Genomic DNA, 24,165 nt, shown 5'->3' with positions numbered 1-24,165 from the left:
GGGGCGCTGACCCCGTTGCACCCTCAACGCAAACCCTCCCCGTCGCGGTTCCCGCACGGGCCGTCGGGCAGACGCGAACCCCCCGGACGCGCAAAGGCATCCGGGGGGCATGTCGTCGTTTGGCAGGATGTCGGTGCGGCGTCAGACGGCGCCGTCGATCCAGTCTTTCAGGGCGGCCTTGGGGGCTGCGCCGATCTTCTGATCCACGGCTTCGCCGCCCTTGAACATGAACAGCGCGGGAATGCCGCGGACGCCCATGGCGGCCGGGCTCGACGGATTTTCGTCGACGTTGACCTTCACGATCTTGATGCGGCCTTCGTATTCCGCCGAAAGCTCTTCCAGGGCGGGGCCTATCTGCTTGCAGGGACCGCACCATTCGGCCCAGAAGTCGACGATTACGGGGACGTCGGATTGCTTGACGATTTCGTCGAACGTTGCGTCGGTGGCGGACACGGTGGCCATGGAACTCTCCTGAATTTTCTGTGCGCGTTGGTTCGGTAGCTAGGCAGGCGGATCTACGCGGTCAATGCCCGGCCCGAGGTCCGTAGCCAGGGTATGCGGCATTTCCATGAGCGTTGGCCCCTTTGTCCAAAGGATCTGAATCGAAATCGCGCGATCGGGCCAGATGGCCTGTGCGGCCAAGCGGTAGGCCGCCATCTGGCGCAGAATGCCTACGGGCGTGTCCGCCGGTGTCTGTGGCACGATGGCATTCGACTTCAGATCGACGACGGTAATCCTGTCCGGGGCGACGATTACACGGTCCATGGTGCCGAACATCGCGGGGTGCGTGTCGCTTTCGGGCAGGGCAAAGGGCACTTCGGCCAAGGTTCCGGGCGCGAAGACATGGGCCAAGTCCGGGGTGTCCAACACGGACACCGCCTCAGCCAGAAGCGGCGCGACGGCGAGGTCGCGCAAGTCGGTGTCCGCCGCCAGCATCGCGGCCGCGCGGCTGTCCCATTGGGCGCGGGGCAGGAGGGGCAGATGCTCCAGCAGCGCGTGGATCGCCGTGCCGCGCCGCATCGCATCCCCCCCGTCCAGACCCGTCTCTCCGGGCAGGGCCTTGGCCCCCGGCAGGCCGGACGGCGCGATCCGCGTGGCACCCTTGGTCGGCGGTGCAACGCGGGCGTGCAGCCAGTCGGCAGATGCCGGGCCATCCGTCGACACCGGCCCCCGGACTTTGCCCAGCGGCGTCCAATCGCCGGTTTCCAGACGCAGGATTTCGCCGGTGGCCGTGTTTAGAAACTGCGCCCCGCGGGCCGTCATTGCGGCCGTGATAAGATCATGCCAGCTCTCGCCTGTCTCTTTGCGCTTGGGCTCTGCTGCGGCAACGATGAGCCAATTCTCGGCCCGCGTTATCGCCACGTAAAGCAAACGATCCCGCTCGGCGATGTCGGCCTCATTGCGATTTTCCACCAAGTCGATCATCGCGGGCGAGCGCTTCTCAGTCGCAGGCAGCCAGACGGGCGTGCCATCGTCGAGCCGTTGAATGGTAGCGATGCTGCGCGGCTTCAGCTTGATAGTTTCCGGCAGGATCACCACGGGTGCCTCCAATCCCTTGGCCCCGTGGACGGACATCACCCGGATCGACCCGGCCCCGGCCTGCCGCTTCAAATCCACGTCCGCCGAGGCGAGCCAGCCCAGAAAACCCGTCAGACTGGGCGTTTCCAATTGTTCATAGGCCAGCGCCTGCGCCAGCAGCGCGTCGATCGCCTCGCCTGATTCAGCGCCCAATCGCTCCAACAGGCGGCGGCGGCCATCGTGGCGGATCAGGATGCGCTGCAACACTTCATAAGGGCGTAGGATGTCGGCGATGCGCAGCAGATCGGCCAGCATCGCGGTCGTGTCCGGGTCACTCTCGGCGTCGCGCAGAACATCCCAGAGCCGTTGGTTTTTCCTGCGCCCGTGGGCCAGACCGAACAGCCCCGCCTCGTCCGTGCGACCCAGGGGTGAGCGCAGGACCGTCGCAAGCGACAGGTCGTCGTCCGGCGTCGCGGCCCAGGTCAGCGCGGCGATCAGATCTTTCGCCGCCATGTCCGTCGACAGTTTGAGCCGGTCCGCCCCGGCAAGGTCCAGGCCGACGGCCTTGCATTCGCGCACGACGTGATGGAACAGCGCGCCGCGTCGCTGCAGCAGGATCAGGATATCACCGGCTTTGACGGGGCGGCGGGCGTCGGCGGGCCCGACGGGCGTTCCGTCCTGGATCATGGCCTTAATGGCCTGCGCGACCCTTCGGGCCAGGACGACATTGGCGTCGTTGGCAGCAGGACGATCGACCGGATCGTACCAGACCCGATCCGTCAGATCGGCCTCCTGCGCCGGGATCGCGGGCCAAAGGTCGACGCGTCCGGGCATGTTGGTCTTGTGAGCGATGTGCCGGGGCGGGGCACCGATGCCACCGCCGTCGCGGAACACTTCGTCCACAAGCTCCAGGATCACGGGCGACGACCGGAAGGAGTGAAGCAGGGCGTGGTCGCGCATCGGCGCGTCGCTCCCCGCAAGCCTTTCGACGAAGACATCCCGCTTGGCATCGAAGGCGGCAAGGTCGGCCCCCTGAAAGCCGTAGATCGATTGCTTGCGGTCGCCCACGATGAAAACGGTGCGTCGCACGTCCGACCGGGCGCTGGCCCCAGCGTCGAATTCCTGCGTCAGCCGTTCGATCACGTCCCATTGCGCGGGCGACGTGTCCTGCGCCTCGTCCACCAGGATGTGATCCAGCCCGCCGTCGAGCTTGAACAGAACCCATTGCGCCATGTCGGACGTCGACAGAAGGCGTCGCGCGCCATCGATCTGATCGTCGAAGTCGAGCCATCCGCGCGCCTGCTTGCGCGCCTCCACCTGGGCCGCGAACGCCGGTCCGAAGGCGTGGAGCGCCTCGGTCTGGGCCAGGGCGTCGAAGGCCGCGATGCGGGCGCGGGCATCGGCGATGCGGTCGGCCAGATCGACGATCTCAGCCACCGCATCCTCCCCGAGGATGTCGCCTGCGGCCTTGCTGACCGGCTTTTTCACCGGCTCGTGCTTCTGGGTCAGGAAAGCCCGGCACAGAAGGTCGAACCTGGTGACCGGATCGGCGGTATAAGCCTCGTCCATAAGACGGGTCAGTCTGACCATCGTCACGCCCGTCTCGACGCGGGTCGCGGCGCGTACCGTGTCGATCAGCGTCAGGTCATCCGCCGTGACAGCGGCGTCGTGCACGGCGTCGGGGCTTTTATCCTCGATCCCCAGGGCGACGCGCAGATCCTCTCGCGTCTGCGTCTTGCGGAACCCGCCGCGATTGGCGGCCACGGCGGACAGGAACTGCGACGGCTCCCCGTCGGTCAGGCGGCGGGCGATCCGGTCCAGCAGCGGGCGCAACACCGGGTCGACGGCCATATCGTCGAGGACTTCGGCGTGCAGCCGGGCCTTGGCCGTGTCGTCCATTTCCGAAAAGGCCGGCGACACCCCCGCCTCCAGCGGAAACCGTCGCAGAAGGGAGGCGCAGAAGGCGTGGATCGTCTGGATCTTCAGGCCGCCCGGCGCCTCGATCGCGCGCGCGAACAGCGTGCGGGCGCGCATCAGCTGATCCGTCCGGATCGTGCCGCGCCCGGCCCCCAGCCGCGTGATCTTGGCGCGCAGGGCATCGTCGGACAGCATCGCCCATTCGCCCAGCGTCCCGAACAGGCGGTTCTGCATTTCGCCGGCGGCGGCCTTGGTGAAGGTCAGGCACAGGATCTTTTCCGGCGCGGTCCCATCCAGCAGCAGCCAGGCGACGCGGTCGGTCAGAACCCGCGTCTTGCCCGACCCGGCATTCGCGGCCAGCCAGACGGAGCCTGCGGGATCGGCGGCGTCGATCTGCGCAAGGGTCGCGGCGTCGGGGCGAAAGTCACTCATGGCTGGCCCACGTGGATCGGGCGCGCGGCATTCGTGTCGTCCCATTCGCCAAAGCGCGACAATTGATCATAGGCGCTGGTGAAGCTGAGGAAATCGGGGGCAAGGCGGGCGATGAAGGGCGTGCCGGATTGGTATCCTTCGATCAGGGTCAGAAGATCCGCCCGCGTCTTGGCCACCAGTTCGGCGTCGAAATCCTTGGGGGCCACTTCCTGTGTCTGAGTGCCGACCTGAATATAGGCCACCTCGGCCACGTTGCGCTGCGAAACCTGCGCAAAGGCCCCGGCCTCGACCATGACGGCCATCAACAGAAGTTGTTTGGCATAATAGAGTTGTGCCGGGCCGGAGGGCGGCGTCCCGGTCTTGTAGTCGTAAAGGGCCACGGCATCGCCCCGGTCGTCGATCCGGTCGGCCCGCGCCGTCAGGGTGAAGGGTGGCGCGTCGAACCGCAGCTCCCCTTTCGCCTCGGCATGTTGCGGCCTGCCCTTGGTGCGCCGCTGGATCTCGTCGGCGATGAACTGATCGGTGACCCGCTCGAACTTCCCCAGCCACAGCCTGCGCGCCCCGGGCCAGGGGGCCGTTTCCTCCAATGTCACGGCCAGCGCGCTGCGCAAGCGCCCTGCGGCGTCGGGTGGCAGATCGTCGGGCAGATCGCGGCTGAACCGCTCCATCGCGTCGTGGACGGCGGACCCGCGGACGCGCGCGTCGGGCCCCTGACGCAACGGATCGAGCGGTTCGAGGCGCAGAAAATGTCGCGCGTAGATGGCGTAGGGGTCGCGGATCAGCGTCTCGACCCCGGTCACCGAAAGGCGGTCGAGTTTCAGATCCGGTGGCAGGATCGGCGCGGGTCGGGGGGCCGGGCCGGGCTTGGCGACGGGCGCGTCGAGTGCGGCGGCAAGCGACAGCCAGCCGTCGCCCCGCGCCTTCATCGCCGCCAGCGCATCCTGACCGCCTTGGCCGATCCCGCCCAGCAGGTTCTGCAATCGGTTGAGCCAGCGCGACGGCACCGTCTCGGCTTCGGCGGAACGTGCGGCGCGGGACAGCCAGATCTCCGGTCCGGCCGCCGCCTGCTGAAAATCATGGGCCGACAGTCCGATGGAACGGTCGGGCAGCCGCAGGCCGACGGCATGGCGCATCGCGCGGTTGAGCCAGGGGTCCGGTGTCGGCTGACCCGGCCAGACATCGTCGTTCAGCCCACCCAGAATGACCAGATCGGCGGTGCGCACCCGCGCTTCCAATGCGCCCCAGATCATCACGCCGGGATGGGGCGAATACGGATCGCGGACCTCCTCGGCCTGCAGCAGCGCGGACAGGATGCGGGCATAGTCGCGGGCGGAGATGTCGACGTCGCCCCGGGCGGGTGCGGCGCGCATCAGACGGTCGATAACCTGCCGCGCGGCCCGGCCCGCCGGATCGGACCATGCGGGATCGGTGCCGTCCCCGGCGGTGCCGACGATCCGGTCGATCAGGGCCAGATGGGTGTCGACATGGGCCACAAGCGGTGCGGTGCCAGGCTGCGCGGGCAGCGCATCCAGCAGATCGGCGAGCCATCGGCTCCACCCGTCGGGCCCCTGCGGAGGATCTTTCTTCGCCATCCAGGCGTCCATCGCCGCTCGCGTCGGAAAGGGGCAGGGACCGGCGCGCAGCAGGCCGAGTTCCAGCGCACGTGCCCGTTTCAGATGCGTCTGCCGATCGCCGCCTGCCTGCGTCAGCGGATGTTTCAGCAAGATCGCGAGCGGTTCCGCCTCCACCGTCTGTCCGCGCATGTCGGCGGTGTGCAGAAGCAGGCGACCGATCGCGCTTTGGTTCAGGGGTTTGCCGGCGGAATCGTCCGGGACGATGCCCCAGCGATCCAGATGCGCCGCCACCTGCCGCGACAAGGTCCGGTCCGGTGTGATCAGCGCAGCGGTCCTGCCCGCCTCCAGCGCGGCGCGAAGGCCCGTGGCGATGGCGGCGGCTTCGGCCCCCGGCGACGGGGCCGCCAGAAGGGTGACGCCCGCGCAGGCGGCGTCGATGCCGTCCAGCGCCGGTCCCTCGTCCCGCCAGGCGTCGGTCACCGGCGCGGGGCGCAGGGCCAGCGAAACAAGCGCATTGCGTCCCGGTGCAGCGGGCACCGCGTCGCCCCAGCGGGCGACCCCGTCACGGGTCAGGCCTAGGTCCCGCATCAGCGCCGCGTGTCGGTATTGCGGATGGTCCTGTTGGCCCGGCCCGTCCGCGTCCGTCAGCCCGGCCCAGGCGGACTCCGGCATGTCGGTGTCGACCCCGGGCAGGACGACGGCCCCCTGCGGCAGATCCAGCGTCGCGCGGATGAGCGCACGGGTCGGCGCGCGCGAGGCGGTGGACCCGGCGATGATGATCGGGTCCTGCGGCGCGGCACTCCTCCAATGGTCCAGCAGACGGTCGAGGGTCAGGGCCTGCGCCCCCGCCGGGGTCAATGTGCCGTCCGTCGCCATCCAATCGGTCGCGATGGTCAGAAATCGCAGCGTGTTCTGCCAATGCATCGACAGATCGCCGGTGTCGATGTCGGCCAATGCGGCCGGGTCCATCCCCTCCTCCTGCATTTCGGCCAGAAGGACCGTCAGGCTGCTGGCCAGGTCGAAGGCGGCGGAGGCGGGGGCAAGGTCGGGGGCCGCTTCCAGCAGTTGCGCGACGAGTTGCGTCAGCTTCAGGCGCAGAGCCAATGGCTCGATATCCGCGACCGCCGCGTCGCCTGGCGGCAGAAGCGGGGCCAGATCGGTGACGAGGCCGATGCGCGGCAGCAACGTCGCGCCGTCCGCGACCAGCGCCGCCTCGATCCGCCGTGCCATGCGCGTCGTGTTGACCAGAACGGTGACGCGGGCCATCGCTTCGGGGGGCTGGCCCGTCAGGCGCGCGCGCAGACCGGCGGCGAAGCTGGCCGAGAAGTCGATGCCGACGGGTTCGCGGAACAGGCCCTGGATCATGTCGCGTCCGCCAGCATGGCTTCGGCGGCGGCGATGCCGTCCGGCGTGCCGACGTCGGCCCATCGGCCGGGATGGACCACGCCGAACAGACGGCCCCGGTCGATCATGTCGAACCACAGATCCCGAAGCGAGAAAACGTCGCGTGGGTCTGCCAACAGACCGCCAGGCTTGACGATGCCCGCGCCGGTATGAACCAACCCTTCCCGATCGCGCGTCAGCCGCCCCTGCGCGTCGCGCGCGAAGTTGCCCCCCGCCTGGCCAATGGCGCGGTTCTGCGGCACGAGCAGGAGGAGGCCGTCCATCGCGTCGGCATCCCACGCCGCCAGCAGGGTGTCGCGCGCGCGCGGGCCGGTCCAGCAGGCATCGGCGTTCATCGTCAGGACGGGCCCGTCGCCCAGCTGCGGCAGGGCATTGCGCAACCCGCCCCCGGTTTCCAGCAGGGTCGGCGTCTCGTGGATTACCGCGATGGTTTTGTCGGCCAGGTGGCGCTGCAACAGATCTGCGAAGTGGTGCGCGTTGACGACCGTCGGGCCAGGTCCGGCCACCTGATGCAGGGCGTGGTCGATCAGGGGGCGGCCCGCGACCTGAACCATCGCCTTGGGGCGATCATCGGTCAGCGGGCGCATCCGGGTGCCGCGACCGGCGGCGAAGACCATGGTGGCGATCATGGCGCATCCGCGTGATCGCGGCCCGCGAACCGGCCCGCCTGCGCCTGCGTTCGGGCCATCCATTCGGCGTCGGGCACGGGCAGCAACTCGTCGAGCAGCGCGCGTACATCCCCGAGGGCGGGATGCTGCAATTCGCGCTGCAACGCCTGCCAGGTGGGCGGGATGAAGCGCAGGTAGGACGTCCGCCCGGACTGCAGGCATAGGCGGGTAAACACCCGTCCGATGATGCGCAGGCTGCGCTGCACCGAGCAGACGGCGATGCGCGCGCGGGTGACATCCGGGTCCGCCCCGGTGGCCGTCAGAAAGGCCTGCGTCGCGGCCTGGACGGCGGCGGGCGAGACAGCGCGGCGCGGATCGTGGATGAGAGAGGCGAGGTCGTATTCAGCCGGGCCGGTCATCGCATCCTGAAAATCCAGCAGGCCGATGCGGGCGGGGCCGTCGCGGTCGGGCAGCCAGAGCAGGTTTTCGGCGTGAAAATCGCGGTGCACCAGAACCGCCGGGCCGGTCAGCGTGGCGTCGATGGCGCGCTGCATCGCCGCCTGAAGCTCCGCCTTTCGGGCGCGGTGGGCGGGCGCGTACCAATCGAAGACGGTCGTGGTCAGGGCAGCCATCTGCGCGGGATAGGACGGCAGGGCCGGTGGTGCGTGGGTCTGCAATGCGGCCAGCATGCGGGCTGCCCCGGCATAGAGGACGGGCTCCTCGGCCGGGTGCGCGGCGGCGTGAACGGCCAGCAGGTCGTCGCCCAGATCTTCCAGAAGCAGGAAGCCCTGCGCCGGGTCGCGGGCCAGGATCTGGGGGGCGGAAAAGCCGCGTTCGGTCAACCAGTCGGCGATCGCGATGAAAGGCTGGATATCCTCGCCGGTGTCGGGTGGCGCATCCATCAAGATGGCGCGCGCCCCATTCTTGTCGAGCCGAATATAGCGTCGCAGCGAGGCGTCGCCCGCAAGCGGGTCACGGCGCGCGTCCCCCCATCCGGCGGCGTGCAGAAAGGCGTCGATCCGGGCCGGGCGGTCGGTCATGTCGGGGCTTTCGCAAAGGCGGGGGCAAGCCGCGCAAGGATGTCGTCGGGGCCGTCGATCCGCAGATCGCGGCCGTCGTCCGGCGTCGGGGTCAGGGTCAGGTCGATGGCCCGCGCGGGACGATCCGCGCCCAGCCGGTCGGGCCATTCGATCAGGCACAACGCGGTGCCGAACGCCTCGTCCAGGCCCAGCTCGACCACGGCATCGGGTCCGGAAAGGCGGTAGAGATCGGCGTGCCACGTCTCAAAAGGACCGGTGGGATAGGTCTGCACCAAGGTGAAGGTCGGAGAGGGCACGTCTTCGGGGTCGAGGTTTGCGGCCCGCTGCAACGCGCCGATCAGCGCGCGGGCGAAGGCCGTCTTGCCCGCGCCGACCGGTCCGTGAAGCAGGATCGCGTCGCCGGCACCGACCAGCGGGGCGATCGCCCGGGCCAGGGCGTCGGTCGCGGTCGGATCGGCGAGGAAGCGGGTCAGGATCGGGGCGGTCATGCCCGCGCAGTTAGCCGGCCCCATGGGATCGCGGCAAGGGCAATCCGCAGGACGCGCCGTGTTGATGTCAGGCGGTCATGGCCGGCGGATCGGCAAGGACCGGAGCGACCGGCACGATGTCCCGATCGGACCGCAGGGCCAGCGCCAGGCCGCCATCTGGCTGCGGCAGGACGCGGATCCACATGGCCGTCCCGTCCGACAGAACGAGGTTTTCATCCCAGGAAGCGCGCGCGTCCAGCGGTCCCTGGACCAGATCCCTGATCTCGCCCCAGAGCGGTGTCGGCCGGGTCATCGACGCCCAGAGGGTAAGGCAGCTGCGCAGGGTCTTGGGCAAGGGAATGCCCTGACCGTCGTGAAACCACATCGCCTGTGCCAGATCGGTCGCGACCGTGCGCTGCCCCTTGGCATCGAAGGCGATGACGGCGGTGTCCACATGGCCGAGGACATCGGCGAACATGTCGTGGTTCTGCCGGGCGCGCCGTTCGGTCGAGATATCGACAGAGACATCCTCCAGCAGCAGTGTGATCGCGCCGTCATCCTGCGGGCGCGCGGTCATGCGCAGGCTGCCGCGGCCGGGCAGGGTCCACGTCTCGATGTGGGGGGGCTGCGCGCGGTCGCCCGGTGCATCGGTCAGGGTCTGAAGCCAGGCCTTGTAGTCGCGCGGTTCGGGGATTTTCTGACTGTCCCGCAACTGATTGAAGACATCGGTGATGTGCGGACGGCGCGACAGAAGTGTGCCGTCAAGCCCGGTCAGGTCCATCAGGGCAGGATTGAACAGGGTGAGGTGACCGCTTCGGTCGAAGATGGCGAGGCCCGTGGGCAGGACCGCGAAACTCTTGGTGAGGGTCTGGATGAAGGTGCGCAGTGCCGTCTCGGCCTTGATGACGCCGTCCAGCGACAGCGCATGCCCCTGGAGGTGTCCGTTCGCATCCGGACCGGTCAACGTGACGTCGAACCAATGCTCTTCCCCGAGATCGTCGATGCATTTGCGGCGCGACCGACCGACACGCGCCCCGTCCCCATCGGGGAACAGCACCCGCAGCGGCCAGCCCCGCGCGGCGTCCGGCCCCATGCAGCGTTCGATCAGCCCGCGGTAGGCCGCGTTGCACCAGACGATGTCGCGCTTCGCATCGAGGGTCCAGCTGAGCGCGGGCGACGTTTCGTCCGCGCGGATCAGGGCGTCGCGTTCGGATGTGATCGCATCCAGGCTGTCGGCATCGATACGCACCGTCGCCTGCCCCGCTTGGGACGCCACGACCGTCAAGCACAGGTCGCCGGCGTCGTGCCGACCCAAGGCCACGATCCGATCGGACCCGAGTGCGCCGTCCAGCCGGAACGGCGTGCCATCGAGACCCAGCGCGCGAAACGCCGATTTCGCGCCCGGCAGAAGATCGTCCAGCCCGCGCGCCAGATCGGACCAGGCCGTCATCCGGTCGACCGGGTCGGGCAACAGAAAACCGACGTTATCGGAATGATCGACGAGGTATCCGTTGCGGAACCGGAAGGTGCGGGGGTCCGAAAGCTGGTCGGGCGTGATCGACGCGCGCGACGCGCCCCGCATGCGCCCCGCGAGCCACAGCACCAGCAGGAGCGATGTCGCGGCCGCGAAGGCCCCGCCCACGATGGGGATCAGAATCAACCCGGCGTCATGCATCTCTCGTCTCCCCTCTGCGGATCAGAGGGTGGTTCAATTTGGTTAAGGGGCCGTTAACGACGGTGGGACGCCAGCGTTATCCCGTGATCGGGACGTTTTCCCCAAGGATCGCGCGGTCGCTTTCCTCCAGCGCGGCGCGGGCCCAGACAGCCTCGGCGATGGCCCCGCCGCGCGACGGGGGGCGGGCCCGTCCGACGGTCGATCCATTGGCGAAAGAAAGAGTGGCACCCGTCCGCTCCAGCAGGGTTTTCGCGATGAACAGGCCAAGACCCATTCCGACGTACCCCTTGCGGCGCCGGCTGCGCAGGAAGGGGTCGCCCAGGCGGTTCAGAACCTCGGGCGGATAGCCGGGGCCGTCGTCGATGATGCGCAGGATGATCGTGTCATCGGACCAGCGCCCGTCGATCCAGATCTCGGAATGCGCGAAATCCACCGCATTCTGGATCAGGTTGCGCAGCCCGTGAATCACTTCCGGCATGCGGTTGAGCGTCGGCATCCGGTCGGCGCTGCCGTCCAACCCGCTCCAACTGCTGTGGATGACGATGCCCCGGTCGGCATGCGGGTCGGCCGCTTCGCGGATCAGCTCCTCCAATGGGACCGCACGCATCTGGCGGTCGGATTTCCCCGCGCGCCCCATAGAGCGCAGAATGTCGCGACAGCGGTCAGCTTGGGAGCGGATGAGCTCGGCGTCGGCACGCAATTCGGCGTTGTCGGACAATTCGTCCACCAGTTCGGCCGAGACCAGTTTGATCGTGGCCAAGGGCGTGCCCAATTCGTGCGCGGCGGCGGCGACCACGCCGCCCAGGTCGTGCAGCTTTTGTTCGCGGGCGAGCACGGTCTGCGTCGCAAGCAGGGCATTGGACATTCGCTCTGTCTCCAACGTCAGGCGGAAGGCGAAGCCTGCGAGGAAGACCATGCCGATCACGATCGCCAGCCAGAATCCCACCAGTTGCAGCTGCGGCAGGGCAAGGATCTGACCGTCCGACAGGCGCAGCGGCAGGTGATAGCCCGCCAGCATCGTGATGAGCGCGATGCCGATCGCCCCCAGCGTCATGGTCGCGCGCAACGACAGCGCCGTCGCCGAGATGGTGACGGGGGCCATGAACAGCAGCGCGAAGGGATTGTTCAGCCCGCCGGTCAGGAACAGCATGGCCGTCAGCTGCACCAGATCGAACAGAAGGAACGCGATGGCGGAGCGTTCGGACAGTCGCGCATTGCCGGGGCGGAACGCCTCGATCGTGAGGTTGGCGACGGCCCCGGTCCCGATGACGAGGGCGCATAATCCCAGTTCGAACCGCAAATCCAGGAACAAACTGGCGAAAAGGACCGTGACGGATTGTCCCAGGATGGCAAGCCATCGTAGGTTCACCAGGGTACCAAGACGGACGCGTGGCGCCTCGGTTTCGGGGGGCAGAAGGCTGTCCGTGCTTTCGAAGGTCATGGGGTTATTTGGTCCATCCGCGTTTGACCGGTCTGAGAATGACCCATATCTCCCCTTAAACAAGGGCATTGGAGAAACGCGATGAGCGATACCCCCCTGGAAATCGGGCCAGACCCGACGCTGCTGCTGGTTGACGACGACGAGCCGTTCCTGCGCCGTCTGGAGCGCGCGATGGAAAAGCGTGGCTTCGACGTGCAGGCGGCCGGGTCCGTGGCCGAAGGCATCGCCAAGGCCACGGCGCGCCCACCGGCCTATGCCGTTGTCGATCTGCGGCTGGAGGATGGCAACGGTCTGGATGTGGTCGAACGGCTGCGTGAAAAGCGCCCCGACGCGCGGATCGTCGTGTTGACCGGATACGGTGCGATCGCCACGGCGGTGGCGGCGGTAAAGATCGGCGCGACGGATTACTTGTCCAAGCCGGCGGATGCCAATGATGTGATGCAGGCCCTTCTGGCCAAGGGCGACGACCTGCCGCCGCCGCCCGAGAACCCGATGTCCGCGGACCGCGTGCGGTGGGAGCATATTCAGCGCGTCTATGAGCTGTGCGACCGCAACGTGTCGGAAACGGCGCGGCGGCTGAATATGCACCGCCGCACCCTGCAACGTATCCTGGCCAAGCGGTCGCCGCGGTGAAGCGGGGCCTGGCCGGGCTTGCCGTCGTCGTGTTGGCTGCCTGTCAGCCGACCGGCGGCGCGGACATCCGGTCGGGCGACGGAATCCCTGGCCTGAGCCTTGTGCCCGCGCCCGGCGGATTGATGGTTGCGGGGTCGGGCGGGCGCGAGATCGGGTTCGGTCGTGATCGGATCGGGGCCCTTCAAAGTATGGGGCGCATCGAAGGGCGCAGCCCGCAGCCCGTCGACTGCCCCGCGCCCGGACGCGATGCTTTCGACACGACGACGGGCCTGCGCGTCATCTTCGAGGGTGAAAAATTCGTCGGCTGGACGAATGGCGTGGGCACGGCAGGACGGACCTGCGTTTAGCCGAACGTCTTCACCGCCCAGACGCCGGCGGCGGCCGATGTGGCAGTCAGGACGGCCCCCCATGTCGTGTCGGTGATGACCATCTGCCAACTCCAGTCGCGCATGACCGACATGCTGGTGAATTCGTAGGTGCCGTAGGCCACCGCGCCCAGAACCGCGCCGCCGATGGCCGCCGATACCACGCTGCCGTCGCGCAACGCGGGCAGGGACACGAGGTACAGGATGCCGGCGATGTAGAAAAGATAGAAGACCGCGGCGGGAACGAAGTTGATCGGGCTTCGGATCATGTCGCCCAGATGTTTCTCGAACAGCGGCTTCATAACATTCGTGAGCATGATGGCGTCCAGGACGGCGAAGACGATCAGCGTCGCGGCATAAAGGAAGATGATCTGCATGGGGCGCGTCCTTAGGTTGGGCGTCACAGACGGTAGGTCATCGTGACGCTTTGGACAGGGGGACGGACGGAGGTGGGGTCGTCGCGCGGGGTCAAACGCTCGAACCCGCGCGACTGGTAATAGATCAGACCGCCTTCGTTGGCGGCGCGGACCTTCGCGTGGATATGGGTGAACCCTGCGGATTTCGCCGCCTTCCGGGTCGCATCGAACAGGCTGGACCCGATCCCCATGCCTTGGCCGTCCGGCATGACGAATGTCGCGATGTCGCAGGTGGTGTCGGGCAGTTGCGGATGCGGTTCGACCCATTGGAAGCCCAGAACCTGCCCGGCGCGTTCGGCCAGATGCCAGAGATCGCCGTGCGCCATCCAGTCCTGCAATTCACCCGCGGTCATTGGATTGGGGGGTGGCAGGACAGCGGTGCCGGCGACGATCGTGTTGAGCAGGCGCACCATGGGCCCGGCATCGAACGGACGGGCGCGGCGGATGTGCACGGGGGTCATGGCGACTGGCTACCGCCCGTGGCGGGCGGGGCGCAAGAATGAAGTCCGGGCAAAGGGCCTGGTGTGCTAGGACGGGTCGCCGGCCCGCATCAGCGCGGCGTGGCGCGCCAGAAAGTCGGCGCGCACGTCTGCGGGCGGACGAAGGGTGATCGACACCCCGTCGAGCGCGCCTGGCGCGGGTTTGCCGAAAAAACGATCCGCCTCGACATCGGAGAACCCGGCGATCTGCGTCGCCTCCAGCCAGGCGGACAATGTATCGGCCCGCTTGATACGCTTCTTCAAGGTCGCGGGCGTCTGTGCGGGCAGGCCGAACCGGATATTGATCGCCGCCTGCAACCGGTCATCCAGCGCGCCGTAGCCCGGCCCGACCGCGGCCTTCACTGGGGAAATCATGTCGCCGATGACGTATTCGGGCGCGTCGTGCAGCAGGGCCGATAACAGGTGGCGGGGCGATGCCCGCGGGTCGAGGCGGGTGAAGATGTCGACAACCAGAAGCGAATGTTCGGCCACGGAGTAAGGCCAGTCGCCGCGCGTCTGTCCGTTCCACCGCGCGACGAAGGCGAGGCCGTGGGCGATATCCTCGATCTCGATATCGACGGGCGTCGGATCGAGCAGATCGAGGCGTCGCCCGGACAGCATCCGCTGCCAGGCGCGGGACGGAGAAGTGCGGCGTGCCATACCCCCCGTCCTAGACGGACGGAGACGCGATGCAAGGCCGCGCTGAGCTAGCGCGCGAAGATCAGATCGAAGGTCACGGGCACCGCGGGCGAAATCGCGTCGAGGCTGGCGATTTCCTGCAGCTGGGCAAGGCCGTCTTCGTAGCCCAGGTCGCGGGCATTCACGATGAAGGGCCGGGCCGTGCTGACGGCGACGAGCGTGTCGCTGATCCGCGTGACGGACACGTCGCCGAAATACTCCGCCTCCGTCCCGTTGGCCGCCACCGTGATCTCGATCTCCTGTGTCATCCGGTCGCCTGCCGCCATCGCGCCGAAAAGCTGCATGTCGATTTGCGCGCTGATCGTCGCGGCGGGAAAATCGGCGACCCGGAACAGGATGTCGCGCATCCGTTCGTTGCGGATGTCGATAAAGGTTTCGACCGATGCGAGCGGGATCGTGACGTCGGCACCCCCGTCATCGGTAACCGTCCCGGACAGGCCCGAGAACATATGCGCCTCGGACGCGTCACCGTTCTTCGTGGTTACGAAGCCGAGCGTGGATCTGTCGCCGTCGAGGGTCCAGTCGGCGAAGGCGGGTAAGGCGACGAGGGCGAGGGTTGTCGTCAAGGCGATCGCGCGCATCGTAGGTCCTCCCAGAATATGACGGTGTGGGACGATCCTATCACCAGTTGGAGCGTATCGCGGTCACGTTTCGGTTTGGGGGCGTTCGCATCTTTTGTCGCGGGGACGTGTCGTCGGGTGTTGTTGTGCCAGTTGGGGCCGCCTGATAAGTGCGCCCCAACCCGAATTTCGCAGGAGAGCGAGAGATGACCGACTACGTCGTGAAAGACATCGCACTGGCCGCTTATGGCCGCAAGGAACTGGACATCGCCGAGACGGAAATGCCCGGTCTGATGGCCCTGCGCGAGGAATACGGCACGTCCAAACCACTGGCGGGGGCGCGGATTGTGGGCAGCCTGCACATGACGATTCAGACCGCCGCCCTGATCGAGACGCTGACCGCGCTGGGCGCGGATGTGCGCTGGGCGTCGTGCAACATCTTCTCCACCCAGGACCATGCTGCGGCTGTGATCGCGGAGTCCGGCGTGCCGGTCTTTGCGGTTAAGGGGCAGAGTCTGACGGAGCATTGGGATTACCTTGACCGGTCATTCCAGTTCGCCGACGGGGCCAACCTGATCCTGGACGATGGCGGGGATGCGACCCTTTACATCCTGCTGGGTGCGCGGGCCGAAGCCGGCGAGGATATTCTGGCCGTGCCCACCTCGGAAGAAGAAGAGGCGATCAAGGTGCAGATCAAGAAGCGCATGGAGGAGAGCCCCGGCTGGTTCACCAAGACGCGTGAGGCCATCGTTGGCGTGTCCGAAGAGACGACGACCGGCGTGCACCGCCTGTATGACCTGTTCCGCAAGGACCTGCTGCCGTTCCCGGCGATCAACGTGAACGATTCCGTCACCAAGTCGAAGTTCGACAACAAATACGGCTGCAAGGAATCGCTGGTCGACGGCATCCGCCGCGCGACGGACGTGATGATGGCCGGCAAGGTCGCCGTCGTCTGCGGCTATGGCGACGTGGGCAAGGGCAGCGCGGCGTCGCTGGCCGGGGCCGGGGCGCGGGTGAAGGTGACGGAGGTCGACCCGATCTGCGCGCTTCAGGCGGCGATGGACGGGTTCGAGGTCGTGGTGCTGGAGGATGTGGTCGAGACGGCGGACATCTTCATCACGACCACGGGCAACAAGGACGTTATCCGCATCGAGCATATGCGCGAGATGAAGGATATGGCGATCGTCGGCAACATCGGCCACTTCGACAACGAGATCCAGGTGGCGAACCTGAAGAACCACAAGTGGACCTCCGTCAAGGAACAGGTCGACATGATCGAGATGCCGTCCGGCAATCGCATCCTGCTGCTGTCCGAGGGGCGTCTTCTGAACCTTGGCAACGCGACCGGGCACCCGTCGTTCGTGATGTCCGCGTCGTTCACCAATCAGGTGCTGGCGCAGATCGAGCTGTGGACCAAGGGCGAGGACTACAAGCCCGGCGTCTATATCCTGCCCAAGCACCTGGACGAGAAGGTCGCGCGCCTGCATCTGGAGCGGATCGGCGTGAAGCTGACCGAGCTCAAGAAGGATCAGGCGGACTATATCGGGGTGACGGTCGAAGGGCCGTTCAAGCCCGAACACTACCGCTATTGACCATTGTTCCAACGTCTGGATCGAGGCTCGGCGCTTTGGTGCCGAGCCTTTTTTCTTTTGCGCATCGGGCGTTGCAGGACCGGCATTCATCCTTCGGCCAAATCTGGCCGAAGGGGGATTTCCGCCGAGGAACGAGGTCTTTGCGGCTGCGGTTTGTCCGTCACAACCCTACGGAGGAAAACCGATGAAAACGTTGTTTCTGACCACTGCCGCCATCGCCCTCACCGCGGGCTTTGCCGTCGCACAGGATGCTGCGCCGGCCGATCCCCTTGCTACCCCCGAGGTCGAGACGGAGGCCCCCGAGGTGGGGGCGACCGAAAGCTCTGACATGAACACCGATGGGGGCGGTGGCTCCGCAATGGGGGCCTTCGCCGACACGGCCGTTCGCGATATCGTGGGCAAGAACGTCTTGGCCGAAGACGGCAATAACGTCGGCGAGGTCGAGGCCCTGTTCATTGAAGGCGACCAGGTGCAGGCCGTCGTGGGCGTGGGTGGCTTTCTGGGCATCGGCGAGCATGACGTGGCCGTTCCGCTGGCCGATTTCGTGGTCACCGACCAGGGCATGATGCTGCCCGAACTGAGCCAGGAAGAGCTTGAGGCGATGAATGCCTTCGACGGCGAGGCGGAAAGCATGCCGTTGAACGTGACGGTCGCCGGCGATCCGGTGGAGGAGGAAGTCATTCCCGTCCCCGATGCCGGCGGTGTGCCGACCGACGGCTGATCCTGAGCGTCCCCGCGAAGAGATGGCCCTGCGTCCGCGCGGGGCCTTTTCTTTCGCGCCGCGGACCGGCAGGCAGGGGCCATGCCGAAGAGCCTTCGCATTCTTGGCCGCATCGCGGTTCGCCTGACCCTTCTGGGCTGTCTTCTCTGGGGCGGGTGGTGGCTTTTGATGGCTGGGGACAGTCCGCTGCCGACGCAGTGGCATCCGTTGAAACCGCTGGATGTGGCCGCCGACGAAAGCTGGTGGACCGGCGTGAAACTAAGGCGCGCCGTGTCGTCCGATCGCGCCTGTCTTGCGGCGCTGGACACCGGGGCCGATTATGTTTCTCTTCCGCCGCTCGAAGGTGAAGGGGCCTGCGGGATCGACCCCCGGGTGTCGCTGCGCGCGGTCGGGGACGTCGGCCTTTCGCCGGTGGAAACGACCTGCGCCGTCGCCCTGCGCACCGCGATGTGGGAACGGCATGTCCTGCGGCCCGCGTCGCAAACGCTTGGCAGCCCGATTGCGCGCCTGCACCATCAAAGCAGCTACAACTGTCGGCCGATCCGCGGAAGTACATCGCGGCTAAGCACCCATGCGACCGCCGAGGCGATCGACGTGCGCGGCGTGACGCTGGCCGACGGGCGGCGGCTGGAACTGGTCTCCGGGTGGACGGGCGATGGGGCGGAGGCGGCGTTCTGGCGCGCGGCCCGCGACGGGGCCTGCGATTGGTTCGTGACCGTGCTGGGCCCGGACTACAACGCGCTGCACGCCGATCATTTTCACCTGCAATCGCGCGGATGGGGCCTGTGCCGGTGAGGGGCGTTTAACTTTTGCTTTCTTTTCGGACCGACCCCGGCAATCATCGCGCCGGGGCCGCACATGGGTGCCCGAATACGCGACCGAGAGGGACATCTGATGAGCAAGCGTGACGAATTGATCGGCAAATACATCGACGAAGTGAAGGGCAAGCTTGGTCTGGAGCCGGATGTGGACCTGATCCGCAAGGTGACGATCGGGTGCGGTCCGTCGATCTATAACCGCGACAGCGCCACCGTCGCGACCAGCCAGCCCAAGGAGATGGAGACGGTGAAGAACAACTTCCTCATCAAGAAGCTGGGCCTTTCGGATGGGCCAAAGCTGGACGAGGGGATCGAGGCCGTGACCGAAACCTACGGCAAGTCGAATTCGACGAAGTACCGCGCGGTCTTCTACTACCTTCTGGTCAAGCATTTTGGCAAGGAAAGCGTTTACAAGTAACGCCTTCCGAAATCGATTGTCGGGGTGTCGTCCGCCGGACGGCACCCTTTTTCGTGCGCGGGGCGACTTGCGATGTCGCGCTGCGGTTCCCATTTCGGGTGCAAGGTCCGCGACCTTGCCGTGCCTCTTTTCGGGCGGCGTTTTCACAGCGGATGCTTTTGAAGGAGAGACGACATGAACGTGGAGAAATTCACCGAACGCGCACGCGGCTTCCTGCAAGCCGCACAGACGATCGCGACGCGCGAAGGGCATCAGCAGCTGATGCCGGAGCATTTGCTCAAGGCGATCATGGACGACGAACAGGGGATGGCCGCGAACCTGATTGCCGCCGCCGGTGGCGCGCCGGACCGGGTGCGCCAGGCCGTCGACATTTCGGTGGCCAAGTTGCCCAAGGTGTCGGGCGATGCGGGCCAGGTCTATCTGAGCCGCGACGTGACCCGCGTCCTGGACGAGGCGGAGGCCGTGGCCAAGAAGGCGGGCGACAGTTTCGTGCCGGTGGAGCGGGTTCTGATGGCGCTGGCCATGGTGAAATCCAAGGCCAAGGATGCGCTGGACGCGGGTGCTGTCAACGCGCAGGCGTTGAACGCGGCGATCAACGATGTGCGCAAGGGCCGGACGGCGGATTCCGCCAGCGCCGAGGACACCTATGAGGCGCTCAACAAATATGCCCGCGATCTGACGGAAGCGGCGCGTGACGGCAAGATCGACCCGATCATCGGCCGGGACGAAGAAATTCGGCGCGCGATGCAGGTTCTGAGCCGCCGCACCAAGAACAATCCGGTCCTGATCGGAGAGCCCGGCGTCGGAAAGACCGCCATTGCCGAAGGCCTTGCCCTGCGGATCGTGGACGGCGACGTGCCTGAATCGCTTCGCGACAAGCGCCTGATGGCGCTGGACATGGGCGCGCTGATTGCAGGGGCGAAATATCGCGGCGAGTTCGAGGAGCGACTGAAGTCCGTGCTGTCCGAAGTGACGGCGGCGGCGGGCGAGGTCATCCTGTTCATCGACGAGATGCATACGTTGGTGGGCGCGGGTAAATCCGAGGGCGCGATGGATGCGGCGAACTTGATCAAGCCGGCGCTGGCGCGGGGCGAGCTGCACTGCATCGGTGCGACAACGTTGGACGAGTACCGCAAGTACGTCGAAAAGGACGCGGCACTGGCCCGGCGTTTTCAGCCGCTTGTCGTCGAAGAGCCGACGGTAAGCGACACCATCAGCATCTTGCGCGGTATCAAGGAAAAGTACGAGCTGCACCACGGGGTGCGGATCAGCGATTCCGCATTGGTGGCCGCGGCGACGCTGTCGAACCGCTACATCACCGACCGGTTCCTGCCCGACAAAGCCATCGACCTGATGGACGAGGCGGCATCGCGTCTGCGCATGGAAGTGGACAGCAAGCCCGAGGAGTTGGACGCGCTGGACCGCGACATCCTGCAAAAGCAGATCGAGGTCGAGGCCCTGCGTTTGGAGGACGACCAGGCCTCCAAGGACCGCTTGGAAACGCTGGAGCGTGAGCTGGCCGATCTGCAGCAGCAGTCGGCGGAAATGACGGCGACCTGGCAGTCGGAGCGCGACAAGCTGGATACGGCACGCGACATCAAGGAGCAGCTGGATCATGCCCGGGTGGAGCTGGACACCGCCAAGCGCGACGGCAATTTCGCCAGGGCGGGCGAATTGCAGTACGGGCGGATCCCGGAGTTGGAGAAGGCACTGGCCGAAGCCGAGAGCCGCGACGACGACATGATGGTCGAAGAGGCCGTGCGCCCCGAGCAGATCGCAAGCGTGGTCGAGCGGTGGACCGGCGTGCCGGTGTCGCGGATGCTGGAAGGCGAACGCGAGAAGCTGCTGCGGATGGAGGACGAGCTGGGCAAGCGCGTCATCGGGCAACGTCAGGCGGTCACGGCCGTCGCTAACGCGGTGCGGCGTGCGCGGGCCGGTCTGAACGACGAGGCGCGGCCGCTGGGCAGCTTCCTGATGCTCGGGCCGACCGGCGTGGGCAAGACGGAGCTGACGAAGGCCTTGGCAGAGTTCCTGTTCGACGACGATGGCGCGATGGTGCGGATAGACATGAGCGAGTTCATGGAAAAGCACGCGGTGTCCCGCCTGATCGGCGCGCCGCCGGGCTATGTCGGTTATGACGAGGGCGGTGTGCTGACCGAAGCGGTCCGGCGCAGGCCATATCAGGTCGTGTTGTTCGACGAGGTCGAGAAAGCCCATTCTGACGTGTTCAACATTCTGCTTCAGGTGCTGGACGACGGGGTGCTGACCGACGGTCAGGGTCGGACGGTGGACTTCAAGCAGACGCTGATCCTGCTGACCTCCAACCTTGGCGCGCAGGCGTTGTCCCAATTGCCCGACGGAGCGGATGCGAGCCAGGCGAAGCGGGACGTGATGGACGCCGTACGCGCCCATTTCCGGCCCGAGTTCCTGAACCGTCTGGACGAGACGATCATCTTCGACCGTCTTGCCCGCGAGGATATGGACGGGATCGTGGACATCCAGATCGCGCGCTTGGCCACGCGGCTGGCGGGACGCAAGATCACGCTTCAACTGGACGACGCGGCGCGGTCCTGGTTGGCCGACGAAGGCTATGACCCGGTGTTCGGGGCCCGGCCGCTGAAGCGGGTGATCCAGCGGGCGCTTCAGAACCCGTTGGCTGAAATGCTGCTGGCCGGCGAGGTCGGGGACGACAGCGTCATTCCGGTCAGTGCCGGGGCAGACGGCCTGCTGATCGGTAATCGCGTTGCAACTTCGGACCGGCAGCCGCCCGAGGACGCCGTCGTCCACTGAAGCGGACGCGATATGCGGGGCACCTTCGGGTGCCCCGTTTGCGTTTCACACATTTGTTCACGTGCGGTCATTTCGGCTTCGATGAACGGTCCCGTCCCTTGCCATTCGGTCGCCGCGCCTCACAATGCGAAGCAGGCGATCGAGGGAGCGTGTCATGGTGATGGTGGAATGGACGGCCTGGGTGATCGAGATCCTGGCCCTGGGGTTCGTCTTCGTGATCGGGGCGGCGATGGCGCTTGCGCTGGTCCTTTTCGTTATTGACCGGACGCAGACCGAAGATGCGATCCGCCGCAACTACCCAGTGATCGGCCGGTTCCGCCATCTTTTCACCGAGCTGGGCGAGTTCTTCCGCCAGTATTTCTTTGCGATGGACCGGGAGGAATTGCCGTTCAACCGGGCGCAGCGCGACTGGGTCAAACGGGCGTCCGACGGAAGGGGCAACACCGTCGCCTTCGGGTCGACGCGCAACATCAATGTGCCGGGAACGCCGCTGTTCGTGAACGCCGCCTTTCCGCCGTTGGAGCAGCAGGCGGCCAAGACCGATCCGCTGGTCATCGGGGCCGGGACCCGAATGCCATATGTCGCCCCCTCGATCTTCAATCTTTCGGGCATGTCCTATGGCGCGATTTCCAAGCCGGCGGTTCAAGCGCTGAGCCGGGGATGCAAGGAAGCGGGCATCTGGATGAATACCGGCGAGGGCGGGTTGAGCCCGTATCATCTGGAAGGCGGCTGCGACGTCGTCTTTCAGATCGGCACGGCAAAGTTTGGTGTGCGCGATGAAGACGGCAACCTGTCCGACGACAAGCTGCGGGAGGTGGCGGCCCACCCGGAGGTCCGCATGTTCGAGCTGAAGCTGGCGCAGGGGGCGAAGCCGGGCAAGGGCGGCATTCTGCCGGCCGCGAAGGTCAACAAGGAGATCGCCAAGATCCGCGGCCTGAAGGTCGGCGAGGCCGGAATCTCGCCCAACCGGCACGCGGAGGCGGCGAACGCGGACGAGCTTCTGGATCTTATCGGGCGCATCCGCGACGTCACCGGCAAGCCGGTGGGAATCAAGACAGTGGGCGGTGCGGAAGCGCCATTCATCGATCTTTTCGAGGCCATCGCCCAGCGCGGCAAGGCCAGCGCGCCGGATTTCATCACCATCGACGGCGGTGAGGGCGGGACCGGGGCGGCCCCGATGCCGCTGATCGACCTGGTCGGCATGTCGATCCGGGAATCCCTGCCGATGGTGTCGGGCCTGCGGGATGCGGCCGGGCTGAAGGATCGGATCCGGATCGTGGCATCCGGCAAGCTGGTCAACCCGGGCGACATCGCGTGGGCATTGGCGGCCGGTGCTGATTTCGTAACCTCCGCGCGGGGTTTCATGTTTAGCCTTGGGTGTATCCAGGCGCTCAAATGCAACAAGAACACCTGTCCCACCGGGATCACGACCCACGATCCGAGGTTTCAGAAGGGTCTGGTGGTGGAGGACAAGTGGCGCAAGGTCGCGCGCTATGCCGAAGGGATCATCAAAGAAGTGGAGATCATCGCTCATTCGGTTGGCGTGACCGAGCCGCGTCAGATGCGGCGCCGGCACGTGCGGCTGGTTCAGGCAGACGGGCGATCGGTTTCGATGCATGTGGTGCATCCGCGCCCCGAGGATGAGCGACCTGTTGCCGCAGAATAGGGAACCGAACACCGGGCCGGTTGCTTACATTGTCGTGATTTGGTGCAAGTTAGACAGCAGTCGGTCCTAAATTGTCGTATGGCTGGTGCCGACCAAGACGTTCCATTGTCAAAGACGAATTGAGGCCTTGATGTTCAAACCTGACCTGACCCGCGCCGATGTGACGCCCGAAGGTGTCTGGATGAACCGCCGCAAGTTGCTTGCTGCCTTCGGGGCGGGGTCTATCGCGGGGACGATGGGGTTGCCCGCGGCTGCGCAGGACGAGGCGCTTGAGCCGCACAGCTGGGAGCAGATTACCGGCTACAACAACTTCTACGAATTCGGAACGGGCAAGGGCGATCCGGCAAAGAACGCCGGCGCGATGGAGACGCAGCCATGGACCGTGAAGGTCGACGGCCTTGTCGACAACCCGGGCGACTATCAACTGACTGACCTGATCGGGGACATCCCGACGGAGGAGCGGATATACCGTTTCCGCTGCGTCGAGGCATGGTCGATGGTCATCCCTTGGAACGGGTTCGAGCTCAACAAATTGCTGACGAAGGTGGGCGTGAAGCCGGACGCGAAGTTCGTCGCCTTCGAAACCGCGGTGTTGCCCGATGTCATGGAGGCCGTGAATTACCCGATCCTCGATTGGCCCTACCGAGAGGGTCTGCGTTTGGACGAAGCGATGCATCCGCTGACGATCATGGCGACGGGCCTGTACGACAAACCGATCCCCAACCAGAACGGTGCCCCGATGCGTCTGGTCGTGCCGTGGAAATACGGTTTCAAGTCGATCAAATCGATCGTGCGAATTTCCCTGGTGGAAGATCAACCGCACGCGACGTGGAACGAATCGGCCCCGAAGGAATACGGCTTCTACTCCAACGTGAACCCTGAGGTGGATCATCCGCGTTGGAGCCAGGCGAGCGAGCGGGTGATCGGGGCGG

General features: G+C 66.4%; 21 protein-coding genes. 9 read left to right on the top strand and 12 right to left on the bottom strand.

The window, feature by feature from the left end:
* Positions 1 to 141 precede the first annotated feature (141 nt).
* From trxA to regB, 8 genes are all read right to left on the bottom strand, one after another.
* On the bottom strand, positions 142 to 462 hold the full coding sequence (trxA, locus tag JDO7802_RS04495; protein ID WP_055083108.1) for a thioredoxin: 321 nt from the start codon (positions 460 to 462) through the stop codon (positions 142 to 144).
* Between the two features lie 39 nt (positions 463 to 501).
* Positions 502 to 3,867, bottom strand: coding sequence for a double-strand break repair helicase AddA (gene addA, locus JDO7802_RS04490; RefSeq protein WP_055083106.1), 3,366 nt, complete (start codon positions 3,865 to 3,867; stop codon positions 502 to 504).
* Positions 3,864 to 6,806, bottom strand: coding sequence for a double-strand break repair protein AddB (gene addB, locus JDO7802_RS04485; RefSeq protein WP_055083104.1), 2,943 nt, complete (start codon positions 6,804 to 6,806; stop codon positions 3,864 to 3,866). The genes addA and addB overlap by 4 nt, the downstream gene beginning before the upstream one ends.
* Positions 6,803 to 7,474 carry a nucleotidyltransferase family protein gene (locus JDO7802_RS04480; protein ID WP_055083102.1) on the bottom strand — a complete coding sequence of 224 codons (672 nt, stop codon included), beginning with the start codon at positions 7,472 to 7,474 and terminating at the stop codon, positions 6,803 to 6,805. The genes addB and JDO7802_RS04480 overlap by 4 nt, the downstream gene beginning before the upstream one ends.
* Positions 7,471 to 8,493 (bottom strand): aminoglycoside phosphotransferase family protein, encoded by a 1,023-nt coding sequence (locus tag JDO7802_RS04475; protein ID WP_055083100.1) that lies wholly within the window; start codon positions 8,491 to 8,493, stop codon positions 7,471 to 7,473. The genes JDO7802_RS04480 and JDO7802_RS04475 overlap by 4 nt, the downstream gene beginning before the upstream one ends.
* Positions 8,490 to 8,981 (bottom strand): tRNA (adenosine(37)-N6)-threonylcarbamoyltransferase complex ATPase subunit type 1 TsaE, encoded by a 492-nt coding sequence (gene tsaE / locus JDO7802_RS04470; protein ID WP_055083098.1) that lies wholly within the window; start codon positions 8,979 to 8,981, stop codon positions 8,490 to 8,492. The genes JDO7802_RS04475 and tsaE overlap by 4 nt, the downstream gene beginning before the upstream one ends.
* A gap of 67 nt (positions 8,982 to 9,048) precedes the next feature.
* Entirely contained in the window at positions 9,049 to 10,635 is a 1,587-nt protein-coding gene (locus tag JDO7802_RS04465) for a PAS domain-containing protein (RefSeq protein ID WP_055083096.1), read from the bottom strand.
* Between the two features lie 76 nt (positions 10,636 to 10,711).
* Complete coding sequence (gene regB / locus JDO7802_RS04460; RefSeq protein ID WP_055083094.1) at positions 10,712 to 12,076, bottom strand: sensor histidine kinase RegB; 1,365 nt, start codon at positions 12,074 to 12,076, stop codon at positions 10,712 to 10,714.
* Between the two features lie 81 nt (positions 12,077 to 12,157).
* Between regB and JDO7802_RS04455 the strand changes: the two genes are divergently transcribed.
* Both JDO7802_RS04455 and JDO7802_RS04450 read left to right on the top strand, forming a co-directional pair.
* Complete coding sequence (locus JDO7802_RS04455; RefSeq protein ID WP_055083093.1) at positions 12,158 to 12,709, top strand: ActR/PrrA/RegA family redox response regulator transcription factor; 552 nt, start codon at positions 12,158 to 12,160, stop codon at positions 12,707 to 12,709.
* Entirely contained in the window at positions 12,706 to 13,056 is a 351-nt protein-coding gene (locus JDO7802_RS04450) for a hypothetical protein (protein WP_055083091.1), read from the top strand. The genes JDO7802_RS04455 and JDO7802_RS04450 overlap by 4 nt, the downstream gene beginning before the upstream one ends.
* Here JDO7802_RS04450 and JDO7802_RS04445 read toward each other — a convergent pair.
* The 4 genes from JDO7802_RS04445 to JDO7802_RS04430 form a co-directional block, all read right to left on the bottom strand.
* Positions 13,053 to 13,451, bottom strand: coding sequence for a DUF2177 family protein (locus JDO7802_RS04445; RefSeq protein WP_055083089.1), 399 nt, complete (start codon positions 13,449 to 13,451; stop codon positions 13,053 to 13,055). The two genes, JDO7802_RS04450 and JDO7802_RS04445, sit on opposite strands and share 4 nt — an antisense overlap.
* Before the next feature lie 23 nt (positions 13,452 to 13,474).
* Positions 13,475 to 13,951, bottom strand: coding sequence for a GNAT family N-acetyltransferase (locus JDO7802_RS04440; RefSeq protein WP_055083086.1), 477 nt, complete (start codon positions 13,949 to 13,951; stop codon positions 13,475 to 13,477).
* 66 nt (positions 13,952 to 14,017) lie between these two features.
* On the bottom strand, positions 14,018 to 14,629 hold the full coding sequence (locus JDO7802_RS04435) for an HD domain-containing protein (RefSeq protein ID WP_055083084.1): 612 nt from the start codon (positions 14,627 to 14,629) through the stop codon (positions 14,018 to 14,020).
* A gap of 47 nt (positions 14,630 to 14,676) precedes the next feature.
* Positions 14,677 to 15,249, bottom strand: coding sequence for a YceI family protein (locus tag JDO7802_RS04430; RefSeq protein ID WP_055083082.1), 573 nt, complete (start codon positions 15,247 to 15,249; stop codon positions 14,677 to 14,679).
* Positions 15,250 to 15,434: 185 nt separating this feature from the next.
* Here JDO7802_RS04430 and ahcY point away from each other — a divergent pair, with 185 nt between their 5' ends.
* From ahcY to msrP, 7 genes are all read left to right on the top strand, one after another.
* Positions 15,435 to 16,820, top strand: coding sequence for an adenosylhomocysteinase (gene ahcY / locus JDO7802_RS04425; protein WP_055083081.1), 1,386 nt, complete (start codon positions 15,435 to 15,437; stop codon positions 16,818 to 16,820).
* Positions 16,821 to 17,004: 184 nt separating this feature from the next.
* Positions 17,005 to 17,541 carry a PRC-barrel domain-containing protein gene (locus JDO7802_RS04420; protein ID WP_055083079.1) on the top strand — a complete coding sequence of 179 codons (537 nt, stop codon included), beginning with the start codon at positions 17,005 to 17,007 and terminating at the stop codon, positions 17,539 to 17,541.
* Positions 17,542 to 17,622: 81 nt separating this feature from the next.
* Positions 17,623 to 18,336: an extensin-like domain-containing protein gene (locus JDO7802_RS04415; protein ID WP_055083077.1), complete on the top strand. Its 714-nt coding sequence runs from the start codon at positions 17,623 to 17,625 to the stop codon at positions 18,334 to 18,336.
* Between the two features lie 99 nt (positions 18,337 to 18,435).
* Positions 18,436 to 18,777: a DUF2853 family protein gene (locus tag JDO7802_RS04410; RefSeq protein ID WP_055083075.1), complete on the top strand. Its 342-nt coding sequence runs from the start codon at positions 18,436 to 18,438 to the stop codon at positions 18,775 to 18,777.
* A 174-nt stretch (positions 18,778 to 18,951) separates the two neighbouring features.
* Positions 18,952 to 21,567, top strand: a complete 2,616-nt coding sequence (gene clpB / locus JDO7802_RS04405) for an ATP-dependent chaperone ClpB (protein ID WP_055083073.1) — start codon at positions 18,952 to 18,954, stop codon at positions 21,565 to 21,567.
* A gap of 154 nt (positions 21,568 to 21,721) precedes the next feature.
* Complete coding sequence (locus tag JDO7802_RS04400) at positions 21,722 to 23,233, top strand: FMN-binding glutamate synthase family protein (RefSeq protein ID WP_144430525.1); 1,512 nt, start codon at positions 21,722 to 21,724, stop codon at positions 23,231 to 23,233.
* 130 nt (positions 23,234 to 23,363) lie between these two features.
* On the top strand, positions 23,364 to 24,165 hold an 802-nt coding region (gene msrP, locus JDO7802_RS18200; protein WP_055083071.1), incomplete at its 3' end, for a protein-methionine-sulfoxide reductase catalytic subunit MsrP.

This window comes from Jannaschia donghaensis, assembly GCF_001403795.1.
GTDB lineage: Bacteria > Pseudomonadota > Alphaproteobacteria > Rhodobacterales > Rhodobacteraceae > Jannaschia > Jannaschia donghaensis.
The sequence above is the reverse complement of the archived record's forward strand: the minus strand, read 5'-3'. Positions and strand labels throughout refer to the sequence as shown.

Coding starts and splice junctions, on each gene's coding strand:
- JDO7802_RS04430 (WP_055083082.1), bottom strand. CDS start 15,249: ATGCGCGCGATCGCCTTGACGACAACCCTCGCCCTCGTCGCCTTACCC.
- JDO7802_RS04410 (WP_055083075.1), top strand. CDS start 18,436: ATGAGCAAGCGTGACGAATTGATCGGCAAATACATCGACGAAGTGAAG.
- regB (WP_055083094.1), bottom strand. CDS start 12,076: ATGACCTTCGAAAGCACGGACAGCCTTCTGCCCCCCGAAACCGAGGCG.
- tsaE (WP_055083098.1), bottom strand. CDS start 8,981: ATGACCGCCCCGATCCTGACCCGCTTCCTCGCCGATCCGACCGCGACC.
- JDO7802_RS04475 (WP_055083100.1), bottom strand. CDS start 8,493: ATGACCGACCGCCCGGCCCGGATCGACGCCTTTCTGCACGCCGCCGGA.
- JDO7802_RS04440 (WP_055083086.1), bottom strand. CDS start 13,951: ATGACCCCCGTGCACATCCGCCGCGCCCGTCCGTTCGATGCCGGGCCC.
- ahcY (WP_055083081.1), top strand. CDS start 15,435: ATGACCGACTACGTCGTGAAAGACATCGCACTGGCCGCTTATGGCCGC.
- trxA (WP_055083108.1), bottom strand. CDS start 462: ATGGCCACCGTGTCCGCCACCGACGCAACGTTCGACGAAATCGTCAAG.
- JDO7802_RS04420 (WP_055083079.1), top strand. CDS start 17,005: ATGAAAACGTTGTTTCTGACCACTGCCGCCATCGCCCTCACCGCGGGC.
- JDO7802_RS04455 (WP_055083093.1), top strand. CDS start 12,158: ATGAGCGATACCCCCCTGGAAATCGGGCCAGACCCGACGCTGCTGCTG.
- JDO7802_RS04445 (WP_055083089.1), bottom strand. CDS start 13,451: ATGCAGATCATCTTCCTTTATGCCGCGACGCTGATCGTCTTCGCCGTC.
- clpB (WP_055083073.1), top strand. CDS start 18,952: ATGAACGTGGAGAAATTCACCGAACGCGCACGCGGCTTCCTGCAAGCC.
- addA (WP_055083106.1), bottom strand. CDS start 3,867: ATGAGTGACTTTCGCCCCGACGCCGCGACCCTTGCGCAGATCGACGCC.
- JDO7802_RS04400 (WP_144430525.1), top strand. CDS start 21,722: ATGGTGATGGTGGAATGGACGGCCTGGGTGATCGAGATCCTGGCCCTG.
- JDO7802_RS04480 (WP_055083102.1), bottom strand. CDS start 7,474: ATGATCGCCACCATGGTCTTCGCCGCCGGTCGCGGCACCCGGATGCGC.
- JDO7802_RS04465 (WP_055083096.1), bottom strand. CDS start 10,635: ATGCATGACGCCGGGTTGATTCTGATCCCCATCGTGGGCGGGGCCTTC.
- addB (WP_055083104.1), bottom strand. CDS start 6,806: ATGATCCAGGGCCTGTTCCGCGAACCCGTCGGCATCGACTTCTCGGCC.
- JDO7802_RS04415 (WP_055083077.1), top strand. CDS start 17,623: ATGCCGAAGAGCCTTCGCATTCTTGGCCGCATCGCGGTTCGCCTGACC.
- JDO7802_RS04435 (WP_055083084.1), bottom strand. CDS start 14,629: ATGGCACGCCGCACTTCTCCGTCCCGCGCCTGGCAGCGGATGCTGTCC.